Raw genomic sequence first — 15,089 nt, 5'->3', positions numbered from 1 at the left:
TTTTGACCTAATAATTACATAGATTAACGTGCTTTTAAGCATTTTTATATGAGAGTTGATAAATATTTATGGTGTATCCGTTATTTTAAGACACGATCTATAGCCACCAATGCCTGTAAAAAAGGGCAAGTAAAGGTACATGACAAGGTAGTAAAACCTTCTAGAGACGTCTACCCTTCTGACCATATTAGTGTGCGTAAAAACCAGGTTACATACACGTTAGAAGTGCTAGATTTACCTGAAAGCAGATTAGGAGCTAAGCTGGTGGATATCTATCGAAAAGACACAACTCCTAAAGAAAATTTAGAAAAACTAGAATTACTCAAATATTCTAAGGATTATTATAGAAAAAAAGGAACGGGACGCCCTACCAAAAAAGATCGTAGAGATATAGATGAAGTCTATGAAAATGATGATTTTTTTACAGATGCTCCTAACGATGAAGAAGAATAATGCTTAGTATTGTACTAATTATACGATTATGAAAGTAAAACTTGACAAAATCCTAGATCATACTGCGATCCAACATAAAACACGTCGTATTGCATATCAGATATATGAAAGCAATGCCAATGAAGAGGAAATTATTTTAGCAGGTATTGCAGACAATGGCTATAAATTTGCCGAGCGTCTTCAATCAACACTTACAGAAATTGCGAGCTTTAAAACTGTTTTGTGTAAAGTAACCATGAATAAGGAAAATCCATTAGGAACGGTGAAAACAAGTCTTACAGAAGAAGCCTATGCCAACAAATCTATTGTTCTTATAGATGACGTATTGAACTCTGGAACGACACTTATTTATGGTGTGCAACATTTTTTAAATGTGCCATTAAAGCGTTTTAAAACCGCTGTACTTGTGAATAGAAATCATAAGAAATACCCTGTAAAAGCAGATTTTAAGGGCATCTCTTTAAGTACATCGCTGAATGAATCTGTTAAAGTTACGTTCAGAAAAGGAAACGATATGGCGATCTTAGAATAAAGCCGCAACGATTTCTTCTACAATAGCTGCTTCACTTTGCCCTTGTACTTTAATCACTTTACCCGCTTGATTGTAATAGAAGGCTCTTTCAAATAGATGTTTTCTAACAAATTCTTCTAATGCTTCTTTAGACTCTTGCCCAGCAATTACAGGACGCTCAGATTTTGCTTCCCATAACCTATCGGTAAGTTCAGGTACGGGTACATTTAAATATATAGAAAGTACTCCACTCTCTTTTATTTCTTGTAAGTTACTTCCATAACAAGGCGTTCCTCCTCCTAGGGCTACAATTTTTTTGGTGTTTGTTTCTTGTAAGATCTCTTTTAGATAAAGTGCTTCTTTTTTTCTGAAATAAATTTCGCCTTTTGATTCAAAAATAGCGGGAATGGACATTTTTTCTTTTTCGACAATAAATTGATCATAATCGACAAAGGTGTACCCTATTTGTTTTGCTAATCGCTGTCCTATAGTGGTTTTTCCGGATCCCATGTATCCCATTAAATAAATATCCATGTGGTGATTTTGAATTAAAAAGCAAAGGTATTGTCAAAAGATTGAAAAAATGTAAAATTTATTTTAAAAAGGCTTTGATATATAAATTAATTGGCTGTATATTTGCACCCGCATTCAGGAAAAGACCTGGTAGCTCAGTTGGTAGAGCATCTCCCTTTTAAGGAGAGGGTCCTGGGTTCGAGCCCCAGCCAGGTCACAAAAAGTCGTCGCATAATGCACGACTTTTTTACTTTTATACACATTTGTCTACCCGGATGCTGGAATTGGTAGACAGGCACGGTTGAGGGCCGTGTGCACTAGTTGCGTGTGGGTTCGACTCCCATTCCGGGTACAACGAAAAGCTCATCATTTCTTGATGGGTTTTTTACATTTTACATATAAAGAAATAGCAACTAGTGTGATTCTTTTTGCAAAAAATAATCGGTATACGATATTGGGAGATTTCCATTTTTCATATTCACATTAACTATTCAGGAATTACTCATTTTTGCTTACTCAATCTTGGCACTCGTTGCAAAGGAGCGGTAGCGGGGGTTTTAGTAATTAATCCAGCTTTAAAGAATCCCCTATTCTCAAACCATAAAAGTATTTGTTATAGATAAAATATAAATCTATCAAATCTTTATATTCATCATAATATCTTTCTAATGAATCCCATTTTTCTGATCTTTCTAGAACAGATTTTTCATAAAAAAAAGGGCTTTCAAATGGATTCAAAAAATCTTTATTGTTTAAAATAGAATTATTAGGATTATTACAATAATCTATTACTTGTTGTTCTATATAAAAATTAGAAATTGTACTCTTAAAACCTTCAATCGAATTTATTGAAAACTGTATATTATTGTCATGTTTTTCTATACTTGATATATTTGAATATTCACTTGTAGGTATAAGAGAATACAAATACTTTTTAAATCCATTAAATTCTGGATCACTATTAGATCTAGTTAGGCCGATAAAACCATTAATTTTTGATGAGATATAATTTTTCCTTTCTTCTGAATATAATAGTGCTACTTCTCGTGTATCAAACTCCCAAGGTAATATTGGTTTATTGTAATCTGGATTCACATCATCAAATAAATCATCAACTCCGTAAGCTAACTTTAATGAATCATAATCAATTTTATTTTTGAATAATATTTTGCGAAGTTCATTATTTTTGAATTCAAGTTTTGAGACAATACTTTCATAATTTTGTTCTATTGTAATGATACGTTGAGTTAGAACAATTGACTGTCTTTTTTCGAGGTCTTTTATCTTTTCTTCTAATAAAACAATTCTTTCTTCTTTAACATTTAGAGTTTTTTCATCTAAATCTTCACTTTGGGAAAATAAAATACCAATTAATACAACAAGAGAAGGTACTCCAATAAGAGTAAATAATTTATATAGTCTATCTGGGAAACTAGCTTTCTTTTTTAATTTTTCTATTCTTTGTTTAAGTTTTTTTTCTTTATCGCTCCCCATTGCGTAGAAATATTCTCTAATATACTATAATATCTTACACAATAAAAATGCAATACACTGTAATACAGCATTTACGAGTTTCCGTAAAGAAATGTATATCGGAAATAACAGGTTTGTTTTTATAAATCTAAACTCACCATAAACTATTACTTAAATATTCTACAACCTTTATCATACCTCTCAATTTCCTTTTTATATCATATCATTTTTCATCCTTACATCAAAATATGTAAGTACAATCCGCTTTCTTTTCCGAAGGAAAAATATTTCTGCAACCGTAGATTGTCCATTGTGGGTTTCCGTAATGTTACGAATAATAGTTCCCGTATATTTTAGGGGTGTATGAGGATGGTATAGGTAAAATGAAATTGAACAGAGTGTGGATAACGTTTTAGAGCTTATCCTATTAACATCCTATAAATCAATTATTTTTACATGTGAATATATTTGAGACATAAGGGACATATGTCGTTTATGTTCTTTTAGATGTAATTAACTGTAAATGGAAAAAATAGAATCAAACTACAACTCAAAAATCGGGCTATATCATAGCTTAGTGGAACAGTCAGTCCAACAGATTGAGTATCTTCTAAAAAAGGAGGATATAAAGCTTGGTTTTGCTATCGAATCAAGGGTCAAGGATTTAGATTCAATTTTGGACAAATGCAACCGATACAATATAACTATTAACGATATTTCTGAAATCAATGACATTGCAGGCATTAGGCTAGTCTCTCTTTTCCAAGAAGATGTTGACAACATAGAAAAAATAATAGATGGAAATTTCAAAGTCCTACGTAAGGAAAACACAGAAGGGAGATTAAAAGATAATCAATTTGGATATGGGTCTATACATTATGAAGTAACCCCACCTGATGAATGGTTCAATTTACCAACCTTGAGCAACCTAAAAAAGCTAAAAATTGAAATCCAAGTAAGGACCGCTGCTCAACATATTTGGGCTGCCACTTCGCATATTCTACAGTACAAAAGAGAAGACGATATACCATTACCACTTAGAAGGACTATCAATCGAACTGCTGCACTACTAGAAACAGTTGACCTTGAATTTAGTAGAGTAAAGACTGAAAGAGATAAATTCCTATCTAGCTTAAATAAAACAGATAGTTCAGATGAGCTTAATGTGGACATGTTGAAGTTTTTAATGAGAAAGCTTATACCGAAAAAACACCACACAAGTGAAGGTGGTCACTCTAAGTTGCTTGAAGATTTACAAAATATGAATATTGAAACTGTCAAACAATTCAGGGATTTACTTAAAAAGCCCTGGTATAATCCTGATGGAAGTAATTTGAATGAATTAGGGATTGTGAGATGGGCTATGAGAGATAAAATACCTGGAGCCACTGAATACTTTAAGGGAAAGTATAAATTAAAAATTACACCTAACAAAACCTAAACTACATTATAACGCAGTTTAGCCAAAACGTTGGGTACTATAAAACAAATAAATGTCAAAATCAGGAATTAGAATTAAAAGGCATTTTATTTGATGCTTCTAGATCTTCTGGGAGGGCTTTATCTGTAGAAACAGGAATCTCAACCCCAATGTTTATCGTGTTTAAGAATGTGTTTAGGTGTAGGTATATGTGAAGAAAACTGTGAACAGAATAGTTCTGTAAGCATCTATACATCAATTAAATAGTTGTAGGTTTGTAGTAATACAATAGAAAAAATAAATAATGGCAATATTTGATTTGTTTTCAAAAAGACAAAAAAGATTACAAGGAGAAGTTCCTGATATTCTAACTTATGATGATATACCAGGAAATGTTAGAATAAAAATTATTCATATTATAAGAGACGTTATCGGTGAGAATGATTATAGAAGAGATAATTACAGAATAAATGAATCATATAATTACATACAAAAGGCTCTTTGTAGAGAATATGGAAAATTTAGCTTGACAAATAATAATCATGGACCTGAGGAGCAAGTTCTAAATTTTCTACTTCAAACAAAGCAAAATGAAGAAGTGATTGATGTAATTGAATTAATATTCAAATATATAAACGAAAATATAAGAGAAAATTATTTCAACTATAAAATGCAATCTACTAATACAAAATCAACACCTGATGAAGCTATTGATGAATTGAATAAAAGATTCAAAGAAGAAGGAATCGGTTATGGTTTCGAAGGTGGGGAAATAATAAAAATTGATTCCACATATATTCATACTGAAATCACAAAACCAACATTGTCACTTCTTTGGAATAAGCAATTTAAAGGAGCAAATGAAGAATATTTAAAAGCCCATGAACATTATAGAAATGGGAGAAACAAAGAATGTCTTACAGAATGTCTTAAAGCGTTTGAAAGTACTTTAAAAATTATTTGTAACAAAAAACAATGGTCTTATACACCTAACGATACAGCTAGAAAATTAATCCAAATAGCTTTTAATAATGGACTAGTGCCAACATTCACTCAAAATCAATTTACTTCACTACAAAATTTATTAGAAAGTGGAATACCTACAATTAGAAATAAACTAGGGGGACACGGACAAGGTCATGTACCACAAAAAGTAGATGACGAAATGACTAGATATGGTTTAAATTTAACTGGAACAAATATTATTTTCCTAATTGAACAAAGTGGTATTAAATAGTATAAGTTTAAAATTTATGAATCTTCAAAATTCAATCGTATACTTATCAGAATAATCTTTCGGGAGTGTCGCTCCTATCTCATATACATAGTTTTTCTACACATACACACCGTCATGAAACGTAAATTACTAGATATCAAATAAATCTGTTATTTTTATAGAGGAAAGTATATGGGATATAAGGGACGTATGTCGTTTATATTCTTGTTAGCGATAATTAACACCAATAGATATATAAACAATGAGCAAAGATATAAATGATGAAATTGGGAAGGATATTCCCAGTTCTGAATCTGATAATGATTCTGCTGAAACCGTAAGAAGTTCATCAGAGCAAGCTTATTCAATTTTTGAAAGCGGAATTAAAAGAGCCCAAAATTTACTTGAAATCGACACTAATTCTTCTGGAGATTCTCTTGGAATTCGAGAAGATAAATTGTTGGATTCATATCGTGCTGTTGTGGTATTGTCTATTTCCGCATTAGATTCTTACATAAAAACATTTTTAATAGTAGAGATTAAGAAAAATCTGAACGAAAGAACTTTATCCGGCGACCTAAAAAAATATATCAAGGAAGAATTATTTAGTAAAGAAGAATTACACCAAGTAGTACTAGAGAATAATTTTTATGATAAAGTAATTCAAAAATTTGATGCTGACTTTGAAAAACGCTCATTCCAAGGACAAAAATCAATTGATAAGTTTATGAAACTTGCTGGTATGAATCAGGTTTTTAAACAAATTTCGATTAGCGCAGATAAAAGTATAGATAATATTTTAAGTTCAATTGAAAATTTCACCCAAAGAAGGCATTTGATTGTTCATTGTGGAGACCACGACTTAACACAAACAGAACTTACAGAAATAGAAATAGACAAAGGATCTGCGTCAAAATGTATTAAATTGGTAAAGCTTATTGCAAGTGAAATCCATAAAATAAGCCAAGAGAAATGAATCAACTAATAATAGTATTTGAATTCAAGAATCCAACTCTCGAAAAAAAGAATACTCTAAGAAACGAGATTCGAGAGTATGGAAAGTTTGCATTTCTTATGGACAATGCTTGTATAATTTGGACAGAAGAAACTGCCGCTAATGTTCGTGACAACTTAAAAAAGAATCTAATTTCTGGAGATAAAATCTATGTTGGAACAACAAGTGCGCCTTCAGCTTGGTTGACATCATTTAGCCAAGATGTAACTGACTATCTGAAAAAAAATCTGAAATAATAACTATCGCTAACAATGGCTATAAACAATTGCTATTACAGGCTTATCCTGAAAATCCTGCAGGATTTTTCAGCTTGTCGTGTACTTACAAAAGTCCGTACTAACCCAAGCAACTATTCATAGCCGAGTCCGTTAAAACTCAATCGTATACTTATCAGAGTAATCTTTAGGGAGTGTAGCTCTTATCTCACCTACATTGTTTTATCGTATTTTAGGGGTGTTTGAGGGGGTATATAGGTATACATGACGTTTTAAATGCATTCATAAATCTTGTTACACCCTGTAAACACAAGTCGTTACAGCATTTGGTCTGGGTCAAATTTGGGTCAAATCACTAAAATATACTAATTACAATTGCAGTAAAATAGGGGTGTACGAGGGGTTGTTTAGTACAAAATACGGAGGGATTCAATCCCATTCCGGGTACAACTAAAAAAGTAAATCTCGGCACTCGTTGCAAACGAGCGCTAGCAGTAATTTCTTCCCTACAATGCTATATCAAAAGATTTCATTTGTTATTACTAACTTTGATCGTTAATGAACCTCTCCATTGAAGAACTAGGAATATTACTTTTAAAGACGTTACTACTCGTAATTAGCATCTTTATTATTTTTAAAATTTTGTTTTTAGGAAAAAATGCTTTTGATAGCGTTTTACCCAAACTACCCAAACCTGTTCTCTACATACTAATCGTTGTATTTGTTGCCATTTGGGTCATTCTTAAGCTTATTAATTTTAGTTTTATTTAATTCCAGAAAAAGGAATCTATATCTCATATACAATACTCCCTTTCAAGAACTCCAAGAGCCCTATAAGCCTTCAAAAAACAAACCATTTGGGTAACGAATTCTTCTTTTCTCCTCTTACTGGTATATAAATCATATAAACTTTATTAGTATGTTAGAATTCATCAAAAAATTAGAAAATGCAAAAGTTTTAAAACCATCTGAGTTAAAAACCATTCGCGGTAGAAGAGGATGTAGCTGTTCAGGCAATCCAAACGGTAATGGCAATCAGAATCCACCTTGTCATGAGTGTTAAACTTTAATGCAAACTGCTACTGCTGACGAGTGCTATAAAGCCTTGTCAGCAGTATTTTTCATTCTTCCTACTTTTTTATTCTTCTCCAACAAACAATTATTTTGAAAAACCTACTGCTACTCCTACACCAAGAGCTTTAGCAATACAAAAACTTTCCAATTACCAATACACATATCTCGCAACTATTTATGAAATAAACTATATTTGATTATCTCCACTATGATAGATAGAACAACTATCATAGTATTCTTTTGTACATCCATTTTAAAAACTACGATTTAAAAAATGATTACTTCTTTTTTCTTACTCCCAGCCTTGTTATTTATAGTAATAGGCGTATTACTAATAGCCTATAGTTCTAAGGTGAAGAAAAAAAGAGAACAATTAACAAAGGATGGCGGTCGTGCAAAAGGAGTTGTGATTGATAATGACGAAACACTCATAGGGGACAAAGACTACTATTTTCCTATCATTGAAGTAAATGATCCTGTAAAAGGAACATTAAAACTACGAATGAAATTTGGAATGCGTATGCCTAGGACTATTGGTAGTGAAATAGAAGTAGTTTACGATGCTAATAACCCATCTGAAGCTCATGAATACGGCACTTCAGGTTCTTTGCCTACCATGATATTTTATATAGGAGGAATCATCTTCATTATTGGTGGAATTATTTGGAGCTTCTTTATTATTATCATGAGTTTATTTATAAATACCATTGAATAATCTTTGAAATAATTTTCTACGTAAACTAATCATCACCATGAAATTAAGTCACTTTTTAGACACCTACCCTTTTTATTACCTTTTAGCGAACATTTTATTCTTGGGGTTATCTATTTATTTCTATGTAAAGTCTAAAGGATCTTTAGCAAGTAAGTTTTTGATTGCAGGATTTGGTCTTTTTGTAGTGATAGTCACCCTAGAATTATTTATCTATTTAAGAGGAGAATTTTTTTATTTTTTAAGAGACTATGTCTATCTATTACTTGTTGCTATTGGTTATTTTTTATTTATTAAAAATTACAAAGCATAGCTATAGTCTATTCTAGTTTTTATTGATTTTACAACTAGTATTTCTACTACTATTCTAATGATATCTTACTGCTATTAGGTAACAAACTTCTTTTTTCTACTCATAGAAGTATATAAACCAATAAACAATTAGAATCATGTTACAATCAATTTCAAAATTAGGAACTGCTTTAAGCAAAGCAGAACAAAGAACCATTACTGCAGGATTTTCGCATACGTATGATCTTGATCAGTATGATGTAGAAATTCACGGAGATATCCCAGGATTAGCAACGTGCTTTTGTGACGGTATTGAACAACCTTGCGATTTATACTGTTAATCGTACCCATTAGTTTTTACTTATGAAAGGCAAAACACCGTTCATATGTAAATAACCCTCCGAATTCGGAGGGTTATTTTTTTACTGTTATAGTCAAAAGTACGGTAAAACCGTAATTTACTGATTATCAAATAATTTCACTAACTTGATGCTATTATTAATTAAAAAAAACAATACTATGTTAAAAAAAATTTCAAGATTAAAAGGCGTACAGCCATTAAAAAAGGCGCAACAAAAAGACATTAACGGAGGTTTTGATCCTTATATATGCCCAGGTGGATATCGAGGGATTGTACAATGCCTAAACGGGCAATTGGTGGCACATTGTGTATTAGGAAGTCCTCCTATCGTTATATCAGAACATTGTTTCTAAATCAATCCATATTGCATAGCGAACTTCGGTTCGCTATTTTTTTTTTGCATACTTCATTATACTATTATCTATTACGCATATTAGTTTTCTAAACGTGTTTCAAAAAATACTTAGTCAAGTTGTACTATTTCAAATAATTGCAAACTACGTGATGACATTTTTCATTCTTCTCGATGAGTAAGTATAAACCAATTACTTACAATTATGAAAGACACAACACAACTCATGTACACAACTCAAGAAAACGTAACATTTCACTCTTCTACGTCTATAAAGTCTGGCGACTGTGGCTACTTTATGGGTGATGGCACTGTATGTACAAGATGTGGCGTTAGATGGGTAGATCACTCTTAACAAAACACCTGTTTCCTATAGAATCCTACTTTTAACTGTTGCTGTGATAATAAGACCTACTTTATATGGCGTGGGACATCGGCGATTTTCTTTTTTACTTGGTAACATATTTCTTATTTCTACTCATATGTATATAAAATCCATAATTATGAAAGAAAAGAAGCTTAACATGTTAGTTCTTAACAAAGAGAAAATTGCTAAAATAGTAGGTGGTATTGGGGATCCTCCGCCTGCTCCAGGAGAATCGGGTGCAGCAGATTCATCACCTGCAAAAACTTGCCCAAAACCACCAGATCCAGATCATACAAGAGGATGTCCTTCTTGGAATGTAGCGTGTTAACTATTTTTAATACGTTTCAATCTGTACTAAAACTATAAAAAGGCTTCTCTTTTAGGAGGAGTCTTTTATACGCTTTCGCGAAAGCGTACCAAGGAAAAATCCCCTTACAAATTACTCTTATACGTTCTAGACACTGGAATTTGAGTATGATCATTCATTACCACAAAAGAAACAGTACGTTGTTTTATATAATTTTCATTGACGATATACGACCGATGACAACGTTTAAAATTAGGCGGGAACTCGTCACTGATTTGAGATAATTTTCCGCGTACAAAATTGTGTTTCCCATTCGTAAGAAATACTCGTAAATAATGATCTTCAGACTTTATATAGGTTAAATCTGAGATGTAAACTTTGGTTTTATCTTTTAATACAATATAATCTTTGGTGACAATATTTTTTAATTCTTGCAATTGTTTTATAGCTTCAGATTGCTCTCCTTCAAGCTCATGACTTCGTTTTTTAAATCGTTTTAAAGAGGTTAAACCATTGAAAGCAAACAGTGTACATATGAATTATTTCTTACGGCATACCGTAAAATAATTTAGTGTAATATTCATACATTTAAGAAAAATGATAACGTACAATTAGAATCTAATATGCTTAGTCATTAGTAATCTATCATTTTTTTAGTAATTTCAAACAACTAAAAATCAGTTAGATTCACATAAAAGTAGAACGCATACTATAATATTTATTTAAGATAATTAACCATAAAATGAAAGAACGAAAACCATTATTATTTACATTAACATTGTTACTTTTCTTATACCAATCATCATTTTGTTGGTCACAGATTTATAATGATGAAAATAGTATTTTTTCAGAAAGTGAATATAACGGTAGGAATTTGCAATATGGATTGCCAAATTATGATATTAATACAGATCCAATAAGTGCTTGGTTTTTTAAAAAGGACACTACTTATGTAGGATTTATTATTGCTGGGCATGCAGAAAAAGCCATTTGCGAAGTAGCCTCTCTAGAAATAGCTAATAAAATAGAGAAATTAGGTGCAAAAGACAACTCTATGTTTTCATTTGGCATAGGCTATAATTTTAATTCTGATGAAAAGCAACAAGAAAAATACCATGACATTATAATTGACATGAAAGCTAAGTTTGAAGAACTAGCAAAAATACATTTAAGACAAGTTACCGTGAGTGACGTTGATTATGAAGAATATATTTCAAAACAAGAATTAATAAAATCCCATATTAATTTAGCAAATAAGTCTAATGAATGGGGAACTCATATTGTTGAATATAAGCTTCCTGAATATCCTATAATTACCCCTTTTTATGATACCAAGATTAATGAAGAAATAACTTTAAGCGTACCTAAATCACTATTTGGAGAAATCCCAATTGAACTTGCAAGAAAATCAGTATTAAAAAATATAATTACCTACATAAATGACAGGGAAACTGAATTAAAAAGATTACAAAATTTGCAATATTCATTAGACAACTTATCATTCGAAAACATCGCTTCATCCTATCCTAGATTAAACGCAAGCAATAGATTGAAATATCCTGAAAACGAAAATTTAAATGAGGATATAAAAAGATATTTAAACCGATTGAATGCTTATAGAGAGTTTGATATAATTTCTATTCAACAAACTCAAATTACTGGCGAGGAAGATGAATATGGATTTCTTCACAATAGACAAACGAGAACATATAATAAGAGTGTAGTATTTAATGAATTTGTCTCGAAAACTTATAAAGAAGATAATTTAAAAGGTGAATTTACAGCATCAGTAAAAAATAAAATAGCAAGTTTAGCAGAACAAGAATTCGGGGGGTTAGATCTTGATAATGAAATTAGTAAAGTAGAAAATGACTTAAATAATTTGATAGACCTTAAAAGAGAATATTCAAATAAAACTAATATCAATTATATCATCGATGCCTTTTTAAGAGGATGGGCATTTAATACCGAAGATGACAATTTAAATACACAATTGGATGATTGGTATCTATCTAAACGAAAAATTGTATGGGAATATATTCTATCAAAAACACCTAATTTAGATGTTAATGACAAACTTGCTGGAGTACTCCATGCAGATGATGTTTTTTTTAAAGTTACATCTGAAGGAGATTTTTTTAAAATAACCCCATATAAAATTACTGGCGGAAATTTTGCTCAAGTAATAGATAAGGAAATTGGAATTAGTTACTTAACAAGTCCCTTAAATCATAGATATTCAAAAAACTAAGTTACAATGAAAGTAAACAGAATTTCAAAAATCGGAATATTTATTTGTGTTTTATTTAGTTTTAGTGCCTATCCACAAAGTTCCTTAACTAAAGTTAGAAAGCCATCGGGTGATTCTTTCTATAGCTCAGAAATGTATCAAAACTATTTGGGTGATAAAATTCTTGATAGAAGTAAATTCCCTTTATCTAGAGTAGATGAACAAATTATAACGCATGGTAATGTAATAATTTATGACGCCTCTGTTAAAAGCACTATTCCTAATAAAGATATTATACAAGATGGTATTTCAATTATAAATAATAATGTAGTAATAAAATCTAATAATAAAGTACGTCAAATTCCAATAAAGTATATTAATGATTCTCCCGCTACTAAGCACAAGTTTAGTCCTACAGAAATTAAATTAATAGAAAAATATATCCTAAAAAGCATAGATGATTCTGGTATAACACCATCAAGTATTGAAGTTAACCAAAGAAAATCAGACTTTGATCTTTCGATAATTCACTCAGAATTTAAAGCTCAAAACAGAATTATTAAGAATTACAATGATATAACATCTGAGGCTAAACAAATTGATATTTCTAATCAAATAGATGAAGCCAATCTTACATTGGCTAAAGAGAGTATAAATAAATTTAATGTAAATTATCCAGACAAAGATATTTCCTACTTAGATGAAAAGAATAATACGTTATTAAAAATAAAAGACCTAAATAATAAAAGTAATTCAAATTATAACATTAAGTACATTGAAGAAAGTGAGAATAGGACTTCCTTTTCTGTATTTGATGGATTAAATCCTAAAAAAGAGTATAATATTCAAAATAAAGATGATTTCATCAATGATATAGTAAATGAGTCAAATTCAAACGAAACTATACAATTCTTAAAAGTAAAAGGGATAAGTGAAATTAAAGAAGATGGTATATTCTCATCTATCTCAAATAAAATAAATGCAAAAAAAATAAAGATTGAGGTTAAACGATACCCAAAAAATAATGAAGATATTTTTTTTTATGGGACTCTTGAATCTATTTTAAATCCAAAATACACATTAATTAATGACTACTCTGGATTTAATTCTTATGTAGTTAAAGTAGGAGACACTCCAAAAGAGATAAGATTAGATATAGATGTTAAGCCAAAAATCACAAGAGAAAAATCTAAAAAAATTATTAAATCTTTTTTTAAGTTTTTTGGCAGAAAAGTAAAAAATAAAGCAACTTTTTCAGAAAGCTTTTTTGATACAAAAAAGAGAATTCTGAAAAAATTTGATCTTAATAATAGTGACTATCAAAATATAATTACAAATCAATTTGAACAAAAAGATATCGTAATTATAGATGATTTAAGTTTATTTAGTAAAGATGAATTAAAAATAGTGTTTATTATAAATAGTAAATGAGTACCCAAGAAAAAACTGTAAAACCCAACCAATGTGTCTTGGCTTTTGGAATACCAACAGATAAAGAATCTTTTTTTTCTGATTTGAAAAACCCAAATAAAGATTTTGCAAAAAATTTCTATACTTGGAGTAAATATAATCGTGAAGTAGTTAGTGAGCTAAATGCAATATTACCTAAACTCTCTAGATCTGGTATAGTGATTAAACAAAATTTGACTCTTGACGAGTTTAAACCATTATTTGATAAGTATGAAGTTGTTATTTTATTTTCACATTGGAAAAAGGAAAAAAGTAAAATAGAATTTTATGATGGACTGGTTGATTATAATCACATAGCTAGCCTAATACCAGATGATTACTCAGGAGTAATTGACCTTAGTGTTTGCAGTCAAACAGAACTAGCATTATTAATTAGAAAAACTAAATCTAAAGATTTAATTTGCATATACAATCAGAAGGAAGCTATTCCTTTTGTATGGTTAAATTTTTATGCTGAATTATTTAAGCATCTAAAAGAAATGAATACAACCTACTTAAATGCATTTAATATAATAACATCAAAATTTATAAAATCATAACACAATGAGCACATTAAAAAACATATTTAAGAAATACTTGGATGAAAGTAAAATTTCAGATCTTGGTTCTATGGGTGGGCAACAGCAGGCACCAAGTAATACAAATACATTAAAAGAAAGATTAATAAAACAATCAAAATTCAATAATTCTATATTAATCATTTCGATTGTTCTCTTATGCATTCTTTTCTTTTTAGGAGTTTATTTTGCCATTTACTATAGAGACGAACCTACAACAATGAGCGTTGTTTTAGGAGGGTCAATATTCTCCTTATTAGGTATAATAGTTTGGCTTAGGAAATTATGGGCAGAAAAAAACTTAATGGATGTCTCACTTGCAATTATAGAAGACCTCCCTCCTGAGGAAGCTGCTAAGTATATTTTGATAATATATGATAAGATGTTTCGCAAAAAATCAACAGAAGATAACAGCTAACACAACAATACTTTTTCGAGTATCTAAATCCAAATATTACTACTATATCAAATTAAAAAAACTTCTTTAAGAGGTGACAAGTTGATTATCAATTATAAATCATATAGTTAATTTTATTTATACGCTTTCGCGAA

At 30.3% G+C, this 15,089-nt stretch carries 20 protein-coding genes and 2 tRNA genes; 19 read left to right on the top strand and 3 right to left on the bottom strand.

Annotation, left to right across the window (positions count from 1 at the left end):
* Window positions 1–48: 48 nt before the first annotated feature.
* Both CHB80_RS17035 and CHB80_RS17030 read left to right on the top strand, forming a co-directional pair.
* Complete coding sequence (locus CHB80_RS17035; RefSeq protein WP_089372717.1) at window positions 49–453, top strand: RNA-binding S4 domain-containing protein; 405 nt, start codon at window positions 49–51, stop codon at window positions 451–453.
* A gap of 28 nt (window positions 454–481) precedes the next feature.
* Window positions 482–985 (top strand): phosphoribosyltransferase family protein, encoded by a 504-nt coding sequence (locus CHB80_RS17030; RefSeq protein ID WP_089372716.1) that lies wholly within the window; start codon window positions 482–484, stop codon window positions 983–985.
* Here CHB80_RS17030 and CHB80_RS17025 read toward each other — a convergent pair.
* A complete protein-coding gene (locus CHB80_RS17025) occupies window positions 977–1,498 on the bottom strand; it encodes a shikimate kinase (RefSeq protein WP_089372715.1) in 522 nt (173 codons plus the stop codon). The genes CHB80_RS17030 and CHB80_RS17025 overlap by 9 nt on opposite strands.
* A gap of 123 nt (window positions 1,499–1,621) precedes the next feature.
* Between CHB80_RS17025 and CHB80_RS17020 the strand changes: the two genes are divergently transcribed.
* Both CHB80_RS17020 and CHB80_RS24730 read left to right on the top strand, forming a co-directional pair.
* Window positions 1,622–1,694: transfer RNA gene (locus CHB80_RS17020), tRNA-Lys, on the top strand.
* Window positions 1,695–1,746: 52 nt separating this feature from the next.
* Window positions 1,747–1,829 (top strand) — tRNA-Leu (locus CHB80_RS24730).
* 212 nt (window positions 1,830–2,041) lie between these two features.
* Here CHB80_RS24730 and CHB80_RS17015 read toward each other — a convergent pair.
* A complete protein-coding gene (locus tag CHB80_RS17015; protein ID WP_089372714.1) occupies window positions 2,042–2,971 on the bottom strand; it encodes a hypothetical protein in 930 nt (309 codons plus the stop codon).
* A 502-nt stretch (window positions 2,972–3,473) separates the two neighbouring features.
* On the opposite strand from CHB80_RS17015, the gene CHB80_RS17010 reads away from it, so the two are divergent.
* From CHB80_RS17010 to CHB80_RS16965, 11 genes are all read left to right on the top strand, one after another.
* On the top strand, window positions 3,474–4,391 hold the full coding sequence (locus CHB80_RS17010; RefSeq protein WP_089372713.1) for a GTP pyrophosphokinase: 918 nt from the start codon (window positions 3,474–3,476) through the stop codon (window positions 4,389–4,391).
* A gap of 283 nt (window positions 4,392–4,674) precedes the next feature.
* Complete coding sequence (locus tag CHB80_RS17005; protein WP_089372712.1) at window positions 4,675–5,607, top strand: STM4504/CBY_0614 family protein; 933 nt, start codon at window positions 4,675–4,677, stop codon at window positions 5,605–5,607.
* Window positions 5,608–5,848: 241 nt separating this feature from the next.
* Window positions 5,849–6,562: a HEPN domain-containing protein gene (locus tag CHB80_RS17000; protein WP_089372711.1), complete on the top strand. Its 714-nt coding sequence runs from the start codon at window positions 5,849–5,851 to the stop codon at window positions 6,560–6,562.
* Window positions 6,559–6,837, top strand: a complete 279-nt coding sequence (locus tag CHB80_RS16995; RefSeq protein WP_089372710.1) for a hypothetical protein — start codon at window positions 6,559–6,561, stop codon at window positions 6,835–6,837. Before CHB80_RS17000 ends, CHB80_RS16995 begins: the two co-directional genes overlap by 4 nt.
* 898 nt (window positions 6,838–7,735) lie before the next feature.
* The gene (locus CHB80_RS24725) at window positions 7,736–7,879 is read left to right on the top strand and encodes a hypothetical protein (RefSeq protein ID WP_179218203.1); all 144 of its coding nucleotides are present in this window, start codon (window positions 7,736–7,738) and stop codon (window positions 7,877–7,879) included.
* A gap of 285 nt (window positions 7,880–8,164) precedes the next feature.
* Window positions 8,165–8,605, top strand: coding sequence for a DUF3592 domain-containing protein (locus CHB80_RS16985; RefSeq protein WP_089372708.1), 441 nt, complete (start codon window positions 8,165–8,167; stop codon window positions 8,603–8,605).
* 37 nt (window positions 8,606–8,642) lie between these two features.
* The gene (locus CHB80_RS16980) at window positions 8,643–8,915 is read left to right on the top strand and encodes a hypothetical protein (RefSeq protein WP_089372707.1); all 273 of its coding nucleotides are present in this window, start codon (window positions 8,643–8,645) and stop codon (window positions 8,913–8,915) included.
* A 136-nt stretch (window positions 8,916–9,051) separates the two neighbouring features.
* The gene (locus tag CHB80_RS16975) at window positions 9,052–9,234 is read left to right on the top strand and encodes a hypothetical protein (RefSeq protein WP_089372706.1); all 183 of its coding nucleotides are present in this window, start codon (window positions 9,052–9,054) and stop codon (window positions 9,232–9,234) included.
* A 178-nt stretch (window positions 9,235–9,412) separates the two neighbouring features.
* Window positions 9,413–9,607: a hypothetical protein gene (locus CHB80_RS16970; RefSeq protein ID WP_089372705.1), complete on the top strand. Its 195-nt coding sequence runs from the start codon at window positions 9,413–9,415 to the stop codon at window positions 9,605–9,607.
* Between the two features lie 204 nt (window positions 9,608–9,811).
* Complete coding sequence (locus CHB80_RS24720; RefSeq protein WP_179218202.1) at window positions 9,812–9,961, top strand: hypothetical protein; 150 nt, start codon at window positions 9,812–9,814, stop codon at window positions 9,959–9,961.
* Between the two features lie 148 nt (window positions 9,962–10,109).
* Complete coding sequence (locus CHB80_RS16965; RefSeq protein ID WP_089372704.1) at window positions 10,110–10,301, top strand: hotdog family protein; 192 nt, start codon at window positions 10,110–10,112, stop codon at window positions 10,299–10,301.
* Window positions 10,302–10,405: 104 nt separating this feature from the next.
* Here CHB80_RS16965 and CHB80_RS16960 read toward each other — a convergent pair whose 3' ends face one another.
* A complete protein-coding gene (locus CHB80_RS16960; RefSeq protein WP_179218201.1) occupies window positions 10,406–10,717 on the bottom strand; it encodes a LytR/AlgR family response regulator transcription factor in 312 nt (103 codons plus the stop codon).
* A 305-nt stretch (window positions 10,718–11,022) separates the two neighbouring features.
* Between CHB80_RS16960 and CHB80_RS16955 the strand changes: the two genes are divergently transcribed.
* From CHB80_RS16955 to CHB80_RS16940, 4 genes are read left to right on the top strand one after another with little or no spacing between them, the layout of a single operon-like run.
* Complete coding sequence (locus CHB80_RS16955) at window positions 11,023–12,531, top strand: hypothetical protein (protein WP_089372702.1); 1,509 nt, start codon at window positions 11,023–11,025, stop codon at window positions 12,529–12,531.
* Between the two features lie 6 nt (window positions 12,532–12,537).
* The gene (locus tag CHB80_RS16950) at window positions 12,538–13,941 is read left to right on the top strand and encodes a hypothetical protein (protein ID WP_089372701.1); all 1,404 of its coding nucleotides are present in this window, start codon (window positions 12,538–12,540) and stop codon (window positions 13,939–13,941) included.
* Window positions 13,938–14,519, top strand: coding sequence for a hypothetical protein (locus CHB80_RS16945; protein WP_089372700.1), 582 nt, complete (start codon window positions 13,938–13,940; stop codon window positions 14,517–14,519). Before CHB80_RS16950 ends, CHB80_RS16945 begins: the two co-directional genes overlap by 4 nt.
* Before the next feature lie 4 nt (window positions 14,520–14,523).
* Complete coding sequence (locus CHB80_RS16940) at window positions 14,524–14,955, top strand: hypothetical protein (RefSeq protein ID WP_089372699.1); 432 nt, start codon at window positions 14,524–14,526, stop codon at window positions 14,953–14,955.
* The last annotated feature ends 134 nt before the right edge of the window (window positions 14,956–15,089 follow it).

It is taken from the genome of Dokdonia pacifica, from assembly GCF_900188275.1.
Classification (GTDB): domain Bacteria; phylum Bacteroidota; class Bacteroidia; order Flavobacteriales; family Flavobacteriaceae; genus Dokdonia; species Dokdonia pacifica.
Note: the sequence above shows the minus strand (reverse complement) of the source record. Positions and strands in the feature narration are given on the sequence as shown.